At 65.8% G+C, this 13,849-nt stretch carries 10 protein-coding genes and 1 pseudogene; 3 read left to right on the forward strand and 8 right to left on the reverse strand.

Features of this window, described 5'->3' with window-relative positions:
- Nucleotides 1–11: 11 nt before the first annotated feature.
- The 4 genes and pseudogenes from OH705_RS03165 to OH705_RS29190 all read right to left on the reverse strand — a co-directional run.
- A complete protein-coding gene (locus OH705_RS03165; protein WP_046855806.1) occupies nt 12–860 on the reverse strand; it encodes an ABC transporter permease in 849 nt (282 codons plus the stop codon).
- Nucleotides 857–1,867, reverse strand: a complete 1,011-nt coding sequence (locus tag OH705_RS03170; protein ID WP_267300940.1) for an ABC transporter substrate-binding protein — start codon at nt 1,865–1,867, stop codon at nt 857–859. Before OH705_RS03170 ends, OH705_RS03165 begins: the two co-directional genes overlap by 4 nt.
- 167 nt (nt 1,868–2,034) lie before the next feature.
- Nucleotides 2,035–2,790 (reverse strand): methyl-accepting chemotaxis protein, encoded by a 756-nt coding sequence (locus OH705_RS29185; protein WP_371041468.1) that lies wholly within the window; start codon nt 2,788–2,790, stop codon nt 2,035–2,037.
- 102 nt (nt 2,791–2,892) lie between these two features.
- Nucleotides 2,893–4,182, reverse strand: a pseudogene (locus OH705_RS29190) (HAMP domain-containing protein); the annotation flags it as partial.
- A gap of 262 nt (nt 4,183–4,444) precedes the next feature.
- Between OH705_RS29190 and OH705_RS03180 the strand changes: the two are divergent.
- Entirely contained in the window at nt 4,445–5,764 is a 1,320-nt protein-coding gene (locus OH705_RS03180) for a Na+/H+ antiporter family protein (RefSeq protein WP_267300941.1), read from the forward strand.
- 108 nt (nt 5,765–5,872) lie between these two features.
- On the opposite strand, the gene OH705_RS03185 is transcribed toward OH705_RS03180, so the two are convergent.
- Nucleotides 5,873–6,874, reverse strand: coding sequence for a FecR family protein (locus tag OH705_RS03185; protein WP_094011218.1), 1,002 nt, complete (start codon nt 6,872–6,874; stop codon nt 5,873–5,875).
- Nucleotides 6,875–7,226: 352 nt separating this feature from the next.
- Here OH705_RS03185 and ilvA point away from each other — a divergent pair, with 352 nt between their 5' ends.
- Nucleotides 7,227–8,789 carry a threonine ammonia-lyase, biosynthetic gene (gene ilvA, locus OH705_RS03190; protein ID WP_267300943.1) on the forward strand — a complete coding sequence of 521 codons (1,563 nt, stop codon included), beginning with the start codon at nt 7,227–7,229 and terminating at the stop codon, nt 8,787–8,789.
- An 82-nt stretch (nt 8,790–8,871) separates the two neighbouring features.
- Nucleotides 8,872–10,020, forward strand: a complete 1,149-nt coding sequence (gene yiaY, locus OH705_RS03195; RefSeq protein ID WP_104443955.1) for an L-threonine dehydrogenase — start codon at nt 8,872–8,874, stop codon at nt 10,018–10,020.
- 227 nt (nt 10,021–10,247) lie between these two features.
- Here yiaY and OH705_RS03200 read toward each other — a convergent pair whose 3' ends face one another.
- From OH705_RS03200 to OH705_RS03210, 3 genes are all read right to left on the reverse strand, one after another.
- Complete coding sequence (locus OH705_RS03200; RefSeq protein WP_267300944.1) at nt 10,248–11,441, reverse strand: hypothetical protein; 1,194 nt, start codon at nt 11,439–11,441, stop codon at nt 10,248–10,250.
- Between the two features lie 87 nt (nt 11,442–11,528).
- The gene (locus tag OH705_RS03205; RefSeq protein WP_038706019.1) at nt 11,529–11,996 is read right to left on the reverse strand and encodes a VOC family protein; all 468 of its coding nucleotides are present in this window, start codon (nt 11,994–11,996) and stop codon (nt 11,529–11,531) included.
- A gap of 143 nt (nt 11,997–12,139) precedes the next feature.
- Entirely contained in the window at nt 12,140–13,759 is a 1,620-nt protein-coding gene (locus tag OH705_RS03210; RefSeq protein WP_267300945.1) for an NADP-dependent glyceraldehyde-3-phosphate dehydrogenase, read from the reverse strand.
- Nucleotides 13,760–13,849: the final 90 nt, after the last annotated feature.

Raw genomic sequence — 13,849 nt, forward strand, 5'->3', positions numbered from 1 at the left:
GAATGCGCGCCTCAACGCCCGGGGCGTCCGTATGCCTGGCTGATGCGGTCGATCACCATGGCCAGCGCGACGATCGCCAGGCCCGCCTCGACGCCCTGGCCAACGTTCAGGGTCTGGATACCGGCCAGCACGTCCTCGCCCAGCCCGCGGGCGCCGATCATCGAAGCTACCACCACCATCGACAGGGCCATCATCACCGACTGGTTGAGCCCGGCCATGATGCTCGGCAGGGCCAGCGGCAGGGCGATGCGCCGCAGCCGTTGCCAGCGGCTGGCGCCCAGGCCATGGGCGGCCTGCAGCAGCGACGGGTCGATCTGCGCCAGGCCCAGTTCGGTCAGGCGCACCAGCGGCGGCAGGGCGTAGATCAGGGTGGCGAACACCGCCGGCACCTTGCCCAGGCCGAACAGCATCAGCACCGGAATCAGGTAGACGAAGGCCGGCAGGGTCTGCATCACGTCGAGCACCGGCAGGATCAGGCGCCGGGCCAGCGGGCGGGTGGCCAGCAGGATGCCCAGCGGCACCCCGATCAGTACGCACAGGCCGGTGCTGACCAGCACCAGGGCGAGGGTCTGCAGTAGCTTGTCCCACAGCCCGAGCATGCCGATCAGCGCCAGCAGCAGTGGCAGCATCAACGCCCGGGCCAGACTGCGGCTGGCATGCCAGGCCAGCAGGCCGACCAGCACCAGCAGCAGCCACCAGGGCAGCAGCCGCAGCAGGTTTTCCAGGCCTAGCAGCAGTTGCAGCAACTGGTCGGAGACGGTGCGCAGATGGTCGCCATAGTGCAGGACCAGCCAGTCGACCAGACGGTTGACCCAGGCGGCGAAAGAGAATTGCAGGGCTTCGGGAAAACCACCGCTCACAGGCCGGCCTCGACCTTGGCGGCGTTTTCGGCGGGCAGCCAGGCCTTCCACACCGCAGGGTTGTCACGCAGGAAGGCGATCGCCGCGTCGCGGGGTTTCTGCCGGGTTTCGCTCATGCGGGCGAGTGCCTTGTTCAGGGTGTCGATGGGCAGGTCGACTTTCTCGAACACGGCGACCAGTTCCGGGTGGGCGTCACGAAACGCCTTCGACACCCCGATGGAGAGCTTGGCCGGCAGCGAACGGCTGCCTTTGGGAGCAGGATTGGCGGGATCTGTGAGGGTGGCCCAGGCGGCTGCATCGAACGGAGGTTCTTCGAGGCGTACCAGGTCGTAGCGGCCCATCAGCGGAGTAGGGCTCCAGTAGTAGAACAGCACAGGCTCGCCGAGCTTGATCTTGGCGGCGATCTCGGCGTCGAGTGCCGCGCCGGTGCCGCTGCGGAAATTGTTGTACAGCCCGTCCAGGCCATAGGCCTTGAGCTTCTGGCTGTTGACGGTCTCGGAAGTCCAGCCGCTGGGGCTGTTGAGGAAACGACCCTTGCCGGGCGCCTCGGGGTCGTTGAATACCTTGGGGTAGTGCTTGAGGTCGTCAACGCTGCGCAGGTCCGGGGCCAAGGGCTTGAGTTCACGTGCGGGATCGCCCTTGATGACGTAGGCCGGTACCCACCAGCCTTCCTCGGCGTTCTTCACCGTGTCGCCCAGGGCGAACACCTGGCCGGCCTGCTCGGCCTTGACCCAGGCGGGGCTGCGCCCGGCCCATTCCTCGGCGATCACTTGCAGGTCGTTGCGCGCCAGGGCCACTTCCATGCTCACGGTGCTGCCGGGCAGGGTGTCGGTGGGGTAGCCGTAGCCACGTTCGACGATCAGGCGCAGGATCTCGGTGGTCAGTGCACCGCTTTCCCAGCCGATGGCGCCGAAGTGGATGGGTTGCTCGGCCGCAGCGGCGGAGTCGGTGCTGGCCAGGCCGAAGGCAAGGAGCAGGCTGGCCAGCAGGGTAGGAACTTTCTTCATCGGGGCCTCGTCGGTGCCGGTCCGTGGGTTCCGGCAAGAGTGTAGACGACGAGGTTTTTCAGCTATGGGCGATGGGCTGCGGGGTGTGGCGATAGCTTTGTAGTGCCTGTCAAATCGAGCGCCGCCCGCGCGGCGTTCGGTCTGACAGGCACTGCAACTCTAAAGGCTTAAACGCGGAACTGATCCATCAACCCCTGCTGCTGGTTGGCCAGGCTGTTGAGCGACTGGCTGACGCGCGCCGATTCGTTGGCCTGGCCGCTCAGCGACTCGGTCACGTCACGGATGGTGGCGACGTTGCTGTTGATCTCCTCGGCCACCGCGCTCTGTTCCTCGGCGGCGCTGGCGATCTGCAGGTTCATGTCGGTGATCACGGTCACCGCCTGGCCGATGCGCTGCAGCGCGGTAACGGCCTGGCCGACCTGTTCAACACCGCCCTGGGCCTGGCGATGGCTGCTGTCCATGGCGCCCACCACTTCCTGGGTGCCGGCCTGCAGGGCCTCGATCACCTGGCGGGTTTCCTCTACCGACTCCTGGGTGCGGCGCGCCAGGTTGCGCACTTCGTCGGCGACCACGGCGAAACCGCGGCCAGCCTCGCCGGCGCGGGCCGCTTCGATCGCGGCGTTGAGCGCCAACAGGTTGGTCTGCTCGGCGATCGAGCGGATTACCTCGAGCACCGAACCGATCTTCTCGCTGTTGCGTGCCAGGCCCTCGACCTGGGCCATGGCGCCGCTCATGTCGGCGGCCAGGGTGTCGATGCTGGTGGTGGTGCGGTCGATCACCGCCAGGCCTTCGCGGGTGGCCTGGTCGGCTTCACGCGCGGCCTGGGCGGCCTGGGCCGCGCTGCGGGCGACATCCTGGGCGGTGGCGCTCATCTCGTGGGAGGCGGTGGCCACCTGGTCGACCTGGCGGTATTGCTGCTCCATGCCGGCGCTGGTTTCGGCGGCGATGGCCGCGGACTGGTCGGCGGTGCCGCGCGCGGCCTGGACCGAGCGCTTGACCTCGGCGATGGTCGGCTGCAGCTTGTCGAGGAAGCGGTTGAACCAGCCGGCCAGCTCGCCAAGCTCGTCCTGCTTGTCGTATTGCAGGCGGCGGGTCAGGTCGCCCTCGCCGCTGGCGATGTCCTTGAGCATGGCTGCCACGCCAAGAATCGGCCGGGTCACGCCGCGGGCCATCAGCCACACCAGCAGCAGGCCGGTGATGGCGGCGGCCAGGCCCAGGCCCAGTTCGAGCAGGGTGCCGCTGGTGTTGAGGGCGTCGAGTTCAACCTTGAGCGCCTCGGCCGGCCCGGTCAGGGCACTTTCCGGCACGTCCAGCAGCACGCCCCAGGGCTTGCCGCCAGGGATCGGCTCGAACGCAGCCAGCACTTTCAGGCGCTGCTGATCGTGGAGGATCTGCAGTTTGCCTTCGGCGAGCTTGCGCACCAGTTCCGCGCCCTGGGTCCGGTCGACCTGATCGAAGCGCTGGGCCAGCTTGCCGGCATCGGCGCTGTAGCCGGCCAGCAGGCCCACGGGGCTGAGGATGCCGACCGTGGTCTGGCCCTCGTAGAGGCTGCGGCTGGCGGTCTGGCTCAACGCCTGCAGGCTATTGAGGTTGATGTCGATGGACAGGGTGGCGATGACCTTGTCGCCGGCCTTGAGCGGGAAGACGATGCTGGTCATCAGCACGCGCTGGCCGTCGATGTCATAGAAGTACGGCTCTACCACGCACACGGTGCCGGTACTGCGCGGGCACACCCACCAGGTGTTGGCCGGCTGGCCACTGGGGCCGATCTCGGTGTTGGCCATGTCGTGCTCGGGCAGCGCCATCGAGGTCAGCTGGCCGACCCGCGGCTGCGACCAGTACAGGGCGAAGCGCCCGGTCTCGTTGCTGCCCAGTTCGCCCTGGCCGGCGAACAGCTTGTCCTTGCCATCCAGCGCGCCCGGTTCGAACACCAGCGACAGGCCGAGCAGGTCGGGGTTGGCCTGCAGCGCGGCACGCACCTGGGCGGTCATGTCCTGGCGCAGGTCGTAGGCGTCGAGGAAGCGTTTCTCGGCCTGTTCACGCAGGAACAGCACCTGACGGGCGAAACCGGCGCCGTACTGGTAGGCGTCCATGAACTGACGGCGGATGTTCAGGGCCTGGACCTCGCCCTGGGACTCGATGCGCGACTGCGCCGAGTCGGAGAGCATGCGCATGCTGCTGGCTTTGACCAGGTCCGAACTGTGGTCCATGCGGTACAGCGAAAGGCCGACGAGGAGGGTGACGATGGCCGCCAGGCACAGGCCCGCCAGCAGGGTGATCTTCCATTGGATGGAGAGTTGTCGCAGCAAAGGCATGGGGAAAATCCCTTGTAATAGGTTTGATGCTGCCGACTGTGTCGGCGTGCTCGGATTTTTCTTTATTCAAACGTTCAATTAAACCCTGCGACTTTCGTCTATTTCCTACATAGGGCCGCGGCGCAGACGCTTTTGACTTCTGCCGGTCTGTGCTTCAGAGTGTGCGCCCTTCATAACAACATCCCCTGGTCCGGCCACTGCCTGCGCGCAGTCTGTCGCCGGAATACCCGCTTTTTGTCTGTCGTAACGAGGTTTGCACACCATGAATGCAGTGATTGCCGCGGTCGGGCTCATGCTGATCCTGAGCCTGTCCCGCGTGCATGTGGTCATCGCCCTGATCATCGGCGCCCTGGCCGGAGGCCTGGTCGGTGGGCTGGGTATCGAGGGCACGCTCAAGGCCTTCAATGGTGGCCTGGGTGGCGGTGCCACGGTGGCTTTGTCGTATGCGTTGCTCGGCGCCTTCGCGGTGGCCATCGCCAAGTCGGGCCTGGCCCATGCCCTGGCCGATCGGGCGCTGGCGATGATCGATCGCCAGGGCCATGCCGACGGTGGCAAGGTCAAGTGGCTGCTGATCGGCCTGATGCTGGTGGTGGCGGTGTCGTCGCAGAACATCCTGCCGATCCACATCGCCTTCATCCCGTTGCTGGTGCCGCCGCTGCTGTACGTGCTGACCCGTCTGCGCATCGACCGCCGGCTGATCGCCTGCGTGATCACCTTCGGCCTGATCACCCCGTACATGTTCCTGCCGGTCGGTTTCGGCAACATCTTCCTCAACGAGATCCTGCTGGCCAACGTCGCCCGCGCCGGTGTCGACGTGAGCGGGGTCAATGTCACCCACGCCATGGCCATTCCCGCCGCAGGCATGCTCGCCGGCCTGTTGCTGGCGGTGTTCTTCAGCTACCGCAAGAAACGTGACTACGACCTGGCGCGGATCGAGCAGGTCGAGCAAGTCAGCGTGCAGTACAACCCGGTGACCCTGCTGGTGGCCGGGGTGGCGATCGCCGCGGCATTCATCATCCAGCTGTGGCTGGACTCGATGATCATCGGCGCGATGGTCGGCTTCCTGATCTTCTCGCTGTCGGGCATCGTGCGCTGGAAGGACATCGACGACCTGTTCACCGAAGGCATGAAGATGATGGCGATGATCGGCTTCATCATGATCGCCGCTTCCGGTTTCGCCGAAGTGATGAAGGCCACCGGCGAGGTGAAAAGCCTGGTGGAGACCTCGGCGCAGTGGATCGACCACAGCAAGGGCATTGGTGCCTTGTTGATGCTGCTGGTGGGGCTGCTGGTGACGATGGGTATCGGCTCGTCGTTCTCCACCGTGCCGATCCTGGCGGCGATCTTCGTGCCGCTGTGCGTGCAGCTGGGCTTCGATCCGCTGGCCACCGTGTGCATCGTCGGTACTGCCGGTGCCCTGGGTGATGCCGGTTCGCCGGCTTCGGACTCGACCCTGGGGCCGACCTCCGGGCTGAACGTGGATGGCCAGCACCACCATATCTGGGACACCGTGGTGCCGACGTTCCTGCACTACAACCTGCCGCTGCTGGCGTTTGGTTGGTTTGCGGCGATGACGCTCTGATTCCGAGGGGCCAGCGTGGGAGCGGGCTAGCCCCGCGATCACCGGCGAAGCCGGTGCCATATGACGCATCGCTCCCACGCGCACCAGGGGAGCACAGGCGGCCTCTGATCAGCCGCGGGTCGGCGCTGGCACGATGCGGTTGAGGACGGTACTGCCGTCCTTGCTGCGGGTCAGGTACACCGGCAGCACCTTGGGCAGCGTGTCGACCAGGCGTTCGACCTCGCGGGTGCTGTAGACGCCACTGATGCGAATGCTCGCGGTGCTGTCGTCGGCCAGCATCAGCGGCTTGTCCAGGTAGCGATTGATCACTGGCAACGCCTGGCCGAGGCTGAGGTTGTCCAGTACCAGCCTGCCACTGCGCCAGGCCAGGCTGTTGGCGTAGTCGTCGCTCTGGTTCAGCTCGGGCTCGAAATCGCCCTTGTGGTAGCTGGCCTGCATGCCCGGGCCAAGGCGATAGCCGCCGGCGTTGCCACCGCTGCTGACCAGCACCGAACCTTCCACCAGCGTCACCTTGACCTGGTCTTCGTATTTCCACACGTTGAACTGGGTCCCGGTGACCCGGGTCTGGCCGTTTGCGGCGTGGACGATGAACGGGTGGCTGCTGTCGTGGGTGACCTTGAAGAACGCCTCGCCCTTGATCAGGGTGACTTGGCGCTCATCCTTGAAGTTCAGGAAGCGCAGCTCGCTGTGGAGATTCAGCTCGACGCTGCTGCCGTCGCTCAGACGCACCTGCCGCAGGTGGTCGCTGGCTTCGAAATGCTGGTAGCTGTTGGGCAGCCAACCCTGTTCCCAGCCGACCCAGCCGGCCAGCGGCAGGGCGAGCAGGGCGACAGCTGCGGCGGAGGCGAACGGGCGCCACTGGCGCGTCGCCACCGGGCGCCGCACGGGCAGCGGGACCACCTGGGCGCTGCGCGGCAGCAGGTCGGCGGTGTCCCAGATCTCCAGCATCGCCTGGTATTCCTCGGCATGCCGCGGGTCGGCCGCCAACCACTGGCCGAACGCCTCGCGCTCGACCGCCGTGCAATCGTCGGCGTGCAGGCGCATGCACCAATGCGCGGCGGCATCGGTGATTGCATCGTCTTCGCTTGGAATGTGGCGGTCGTGGTTCATCGCGGCTCCCGGTTTTGCGGCATTCTACCCCCGGGCGGTGGTTCCGAGAACGAGTTAATGGCGAATGACTATCAATTGTGCAGTTTTTCGTCGTATCTGCGGTTGGATTTCATCTGCGACTGGGCAGGCACTTCGTGAGCATCGACAAGGGCGGTAGCGCCAAGCCTTGACTTTTTCTCGCGCCACACGCTAGTTTCCCAGCCCATGAACCTATTCCCGCAGTACAGCGCCCTCAGCATTATTACCGCCATTATCAGATTGGCGGGCTAGAGCACACATGCACTGAACCCGCCCTGGAGGCGGGTTTCTTCTCTCTGACTCCTGGGCACGACAAAAAAACCAGGAGTCATCGATGACCAGTTTCAGCGCCACCCCTCGCACCCCGGCAACCCCCCGGCAACTGCTGTCCGAGCAAGTGCGCCGGATTCTCTCGGCGCCGGTCTACGACCTGGCCATCGAAACCCCCTTGCAAGCGGCGCCGGCCCTGTCGGCCAGCCTGGGCAACCAGGTCCTGCTCAAGCGCGAAGACCTGCAACCGACGTTCTCCTTCAAGATCCGCGGCGCCTACACCCGTCTGTCACGCCTGACCCCCGAACAGCGCGCCCGCGGCGTGATCACCGCTTCGGCCGGCAACCATGCCCAGGGTGTGGCCCTGGCCGCGTCGCACCTGGGCATCAAGGCCACCATCGTCATGCCGACCACCACCCCTTCGCTCAAGGTCGAAGGGGTTCGCTCACGGGGCGGCCATGTGGTGCTGCACGGCGAGAGCTTCCCGCACGCATTGGCCCATGCCCTGCAACTGGCCGATCGCGACGGCGCCACCTTCGTACCGCCGTTCGACGATCCCGACGTCATCGCCGGCCAGGGTACCGTGGCCATGGAGATCCTGCGCCAGCACCCGGGCCCGTTGCATGCGATCTTCGTCCCCGTCGGCGGCGGTGGCCTGGTCGCCGGGATCGCCGCCTACGTCAAGTACCTGCGCCCGGAGGTCAAGGTGATCGGCGTCGAACCGCAAGACTCCAACTGCCTGCAGGCCGCCCTGGCCGCAGGCGAGCGGGTGGTCCTGCCGCAGGTCGGCACCTTTGCCGACGGGGTGGCGGTGGCGCAGGTGGGGGCGCACTGCTTCGAGCTGTGCCGTCACTTTGTCGACGAGGTGGTGACGGTCGGCAGCGACGAACTGTGCGCCGCGATCAAGGACATCTACGATGACACTCGCTCGATCACCGAGCCTTCCGGGGCCTTGGCAGTAGCCGGCATCAAGCGCTACGTGGCCCGCGAAGGGCTGCAAGGGCAGACCATGGTGGCCATCGACTCCGGCGCCAACGTCAACTTCGACCGCCTGCGCCACGTGGCCGAGCGCGCCGAACTGGGCGAGCAGCGCGAGGCGATCATCGCCGTGACCATCCCCGAGCGCCCCGGCAGTTTCCGCGCGTTCTGCCTGGCCCTGGGCAAGCGCCAGATCACCGAGTTCAACTATCGCTACTACCCAGGCAAGGAGGCACGCCTGTTCGTCGGCGTGCAGACCCACCCGCAGCAGGATCCGCGGCAACAGTTGCTGGCCAGCCTGGGCGAACAGGGCTACCAGGTGCTCGACCTGACCGACAACGAACTGGCCAAGCTGCATGTGCGCCACACCGTCGGCGGCCACGCGGCACCCGGCGCCGGCGAGCGCGTGCTGCGCTTCGAGTTCCCCGAGCGCCCGGGCGCATTGCTGGGGTTCCTCGAACGCTTGGGCAAGCGCTGGAACATCAGCCTGTTCCACTACCGCAACCACGGCGCGGCACAGGCGCGGGTGTTCGCCGGGCTGGAAGTGCCCGAGGACGAGCTGGCCGGGCTGCCACGGGCACTGGACGAGATGGGGTACCAGTACTGGGACGAGACGGAGAACCCGGCGTATCGGTTGTTCATGGGGTAGGCCGGCTTGCGCTGGATCAATGCCCACCTGTCCATTCCGGCGGATGCTGACAACCTACCGTCAGCCTGAGAGGACCCCGGCCATGAGCAGCACGTTCTTCATCCCCGCCGTAAACATCATGGGCATCGACTGCCTGGAAGAGGCGATGGCGGCGATTGCCGGCTACGGCCTGCGCAAGGCGCTGATCGTCACCGACGTCGGGCTGGCCAAGGCCGGTGTGGCCGAGCGCATAGCCGGCATGCTGGCCATGCGCGACATCGATTCGCGGGTCTTCGACGGCGCCAAGCCCAACCCGAGCATCGCCAACGTCGAGACGGGCCTGGCGATGCTGCGTCGCGAGGGCTGCGACTGCGTGATCTCCCTGGGCGGTGGCTCGCCCCACGACTGCGCCAAGGGCATCGCGCTGTGCGCCACCAACGGCGGGCATATCAGCGACTACGAGGGCGTTGACCGCTCGAGCAAGCCGCAGCTGCCGCTGATCGCGATCAACACCACGGCGGGCACCGCCAGCGAGATGACTCGCTTCTGCATCATCACCGACGAGGCGCGCCACGTGAAAATGGCCATCGTCGACCGCAACGTCACGCCGATCCTGTCGGTGAACGATCCGGCGCTGATGGTCGGCATGCCCAAGGGGCTCACCGCGGCCACGGGCATGGATGCCTTGACCCACGCCATCGAGGCCTATGTGTCCACCGCCGCCACGCCGATCACCGATGCCTGCGCGCTGAAGGCCATCAGTCTGGTCAGTGCCAACCTGCGCCAGGCGGTTGCCGACGGCGGTGACCTGGTGGCGCGGGAGAACATGGCCTACGCCCAGTTCCTCGCGGGCATGGCGTTCAACAATGCCTCGCTGGGCTATGTACATGCCATGGCCCACCAGCTGGGTGGTTTCTACGACTTGCCCCATGGCGTGTGCAACGCGGTGCTGCTGCCCCATGTGCAGCGCTTCAATGCCAAGGTCAGCGCCGCGCGCCTGCGTGATGTGGCCAAGGCCATGGGGGTGAAGGTCTGCGCGCTGGACGCCGAGCAGGGGGCCGGCGCTGCGATTTCGGCCATCGAGCACCTGGCGGCGGCCATCGGCATCCCGGCCGGGCTGGCGGAACTGGGGGCCAAGGTCGAGGATGTACCGGTGCTGGCGGCCAATGCGTTGAAGGATGCCTGCGGGCTGACCAATCCACGGGTGGCCAGCCAGGTGGAGATCGAAACGATCTTCAAGGCGGCGTTCTAGGCGCTGTACGAAATGTGTCTGCGCGAAGGCCAGACAAGACGAAACGGGGGAGGAACGGCCGGGGTCGCGCCCGACTGTACTGGAGTACATGAGCATTCCGAGCCCCGTTTCAATGCAGTATGGGCGAGTGCAGATGCATTTCGCACAGAGCCTGGCCTGGTCGAGTCATCGCGGGGCAGGCCCGCTCCCACAAGGGCCGCGAGGGCTGGCTCTTGTGGGACTTCCCTTCAGCGTTCGCGCATGAAGAACCCGGCCACATACTTGCGGAAGGTGTCCAGGCTCTTGAAGTCGGCATAGCGCTTGAAATTCTCGGCATCCGGCTCGGGCCCGATCGGCTGCTCCAGCAGCGACACCGACAGTACCCGGTCCTGGTCCGACGTCAGCACCAGTTCATCCATCACCTGGCCGCCGATCACCGGGCGGCGCATCAGCACCTTGACGCCCTTGCCGGCCATCCAGTCGATCAGCGACACCAGCGCCTTGAGCGGCTCGCGTTCTTCATCGCGGTACACCGGGAACAGATGCCCGCGCGATAGCACCGGCACGCTGGCGACGTGGATCAATTCGTAGAAATGGCTGCCGGCGGTGGCCGGAGAGTACAGCGCAAGGGCCAGCAGTGGCCCGCTGGCGCGGTTACCGCCCCAGTACTGGTGGTGGCCCTGGAAGTCGAAGCCATCCTCGCTGCGGTTGTTGAACAACTTGCGCCCCTTGACTTGGTCCACGCAGTCGAGCAGCACGCCGTGCCGACGGTGGTTGCCGAACACCGTGGCCTCGCGCAGGCGCGCCTTGAGCATCATCATGTGCTTCATGTCCAGGCGGGTTTCCAGGTAGTTGCTGGCGGGCACCCGCTCCAGCAGCGGGTAGCGGCTGGCGACAGTGCGCAGGTCGGCGAACTGCGCGGTGAGGTCCTTTTTCAGGTGGGTGGCGTAGACGTTCAGGCCGCTGGCCTCGATCCAGGTCAGCAGCAGCGACAGCAGGCGCTGCTGTTCGCGGCGCTCGCCGGGCTCGCGCGGCGTTGCGGGTGCCTCGCCGTCACTGGCGCGGCGATAGTCGCCGAGCAGGCGCAGTGGCGCATCCGGCGCCAGCCAGGCGGCCGGGGCGGCGTTTTCATCGGCGCGTTCGCCGGCCTCACGCTCATCCTTGCTGAACGGGCAGCCTGGGGTGTGCTCGGGAGTTTCGGGGTTGTTGCGCAGGAACAGGGTGCCGGTGCTGCCGTTCAACGAGACGTTGAGCACCGGCAGGGCATCCTTGCGGCAGTCGCAGGCCAGCCATTGGTTGGCGCTGCGTATCTTCATCAGCCATTGGTTAGCCTGCAACAGCCGCGGGCCGGTGAGGGTGCCACGGGCAAAGTCCACCAGCAGTTCGTCCTCTGCCGGGGTCAGGCTGCGCACCAGGGCGCCGGATTTTTCGATGATTCGCATTGAGGGGCAGCTCCAAGCTACAAGCCTCAAGCTTCAAGCAAAGCGCGGCGGCTTTCAACTTGAAGCTTGCGGCCTGGAGCCCGCCGCTCACTGGCCGCCGAACAGTTTGGCGGCACGGGCACGGATTTCCTCGGGGCTGAGGTCTTCCTTGTGGGTGGAGACGAACCACATGTTGTTGAACGGATCCTTCAGGGTGCCGCTGCGGTCGCCGTAGAACTGGTCCTGGACTTCACGTATTGCTATCGCGCCAGCGCTCAAGGCCTGGGCATAGACTTTGTCGCAGTCCTCGACATACAGGTGCAGACCGACTGCGGGAGTCTCGATGGTCTCGCTGGGCTTGAGGCCGCCCTCCATGTCGCAGGGCGAGCCGAGCATCAGCGAGGAGTCGCCGATTTTCAACTCGGCATGGCCTATGCTGCCGTCAGGGCCTTCGAGGCGGAACATCTCGACGGCGCCAAAGGCCTTCTTGTAGAACTCGATGGCCTTGGCGGCGTCCTTGATGCCGAGATACGGGGTCAGGCTGTGCTGGCCTTCGGGGATGGGCTTGGCTGCCATTTGCGTAATCTCCTTTCACGTGGGGTGGGTTGCAACGCCGTGGTGATTAGAGTCGCTCATGAGCCTGGAAAATCGACACTTGCTTTATATCGATTCTCTATAAAAACAATGGGCTGCGCAGCAGCCCCGATCAGGCGAATTGTTCAGAAGATGTAGTCGGTGGTCAGGAAGCTCGACTGCCGGTTGCGGATAATCTCGCTGATCAACTCCTTGTTCGCTTGCTGGAACTTGGTAGCGACCAAGGTGCGAATGGAGAACACGCGCAATGCGTCATGCACCGACAAGGTCCCTTCGGCGCTGTTCTTGCGGCCGTTGAACGGATAGGTATCCGGCCCACGCTGGCACTGGGCGTTGAGGTTGATCCGGCCGACCTGGTTGGCGAAGGTATCGACCAGCGCGCCGATGGTCTGCGGGTCGTTGCCGAACAGGCTTAGCTGCTGGCCGTAGTCGGAGTCGAGCACGTAGTCGATCACAGTCTGCAGGTCACGGTAGGGCACCACTGGTACCAGCGGGCCGAACTGCTCCTCGTGGTAGACGCGCATGTCCTGGCTGACAGGGTAGAGCAGGGCGGGGTAGAAGAACGAGCCTCGGCTTTGCCCACCCCCTTCATTGAGCACCCTGGCACCCTTGGCGGTGGCATCGGCCACCAGGCCGTCGAGGTAGTCGAGCTTGCCGGGTTCCGGCAGCGGCGTCAGCGCCACCCCGGGCTCCCAGGGCATGCCGGGCTTGAGGGCGGCGAGCTTGCGCTGAAACTTGTCGAGGAATGCCTCGACCACGTCCTCGTGGACGAACAGGATCTTCAACGCGGTGCAACGCTGGCCGTTGAACGACAGGGCGCCGGTGACGGCCTCTTCGACGGCGTTGTCGAGGTCGACCTGGGGCAGGACGATGCCGGGGTTCTTGGCGTCCAGGCCCAGCGCCGCGCGCAGGCGGTGCGGGCGTGGGTGGAGCTTTTTCAAGTCGCTGGCGGCCTTGTGGGTGCCGATGAAAGCGAACACGTCGACCTTGCCGCTGGCCATCAGCGCACTGACGGTCTCGCGGCCGCGCCCGTAGATGACGTTGATCACCCCGGGCGGGAAGCTGTCACGGAAGGCTTCGAGCAATGGGCGGATCAGCAGCACGCCGAACTTGGCCGGCTTGAACACCACGGTGTTGCCCATGATCAGCGCCGGGATCAGCGTGGTGAAGGTTTCGTTGAGCGGGTAGTTGTACGGGCCCATGCACAGCGCCACGCCCAGCGGGGCGCGGCGGATCTGGCCAAGGGTGCCCTGTTCGAGCTCGAAGCGGCTGGAGCGACGGTCGAGATCCTTGAGCGCCTCGATGGTGTCGACGATGTAGTCGCAGGTGCGGTCGAACTCCTTCTCCGAATCCTTGAGGTTCTTGCCGATCTCCCACATAAGCAGTTTGACCACCGCCGTGCGCTGCTCGCGCATGCGCGCCAGGAAGGTTTCGACATGCCCGATACGCTCGGCCACGCGCATGTTCGGCCAGGCACCGCGGCCCTTGTCGTAGGCGGCCACGGCCGCGTCGAGGGCGGTGAGCGCCGTTTCGGCGTCGAGCAGGGGGGCGCTGCCGAGGATGACCTGGCGCTCACTGCCGCCTTCCTCGAGCCAGACCGGGCTGCGCACGGTGGCCAACGGGCCGTCCCAGTGCCGCAGCTCACCGTTGACCAGATAGTCACGTTGCTCCAGGGGCGAGCCAAGGCGCCAGGCTTCGGGGATATCCTCGAGGGTGGGGAACAGCGAGTCGAGCAGACGGTTCATGGGTAATGCACCTCTCAAATCCGGATGGTGAAACGCTTCAGCTTGCGAGCATGCGCCGACCATCATCAAATTACCAGCCTGGAGCCGTCG

Source organism: Pseudomonas sp. BJa3, from assembly GCF_026343815.1.
Taxonomy (GTDB): Bacteria; Pseudomonadota; Gammaproteobacteria; order Pseudomonadales; family Pseudomonadaceae; genus Aquipseudomonas; species Aquipseudomonas soli.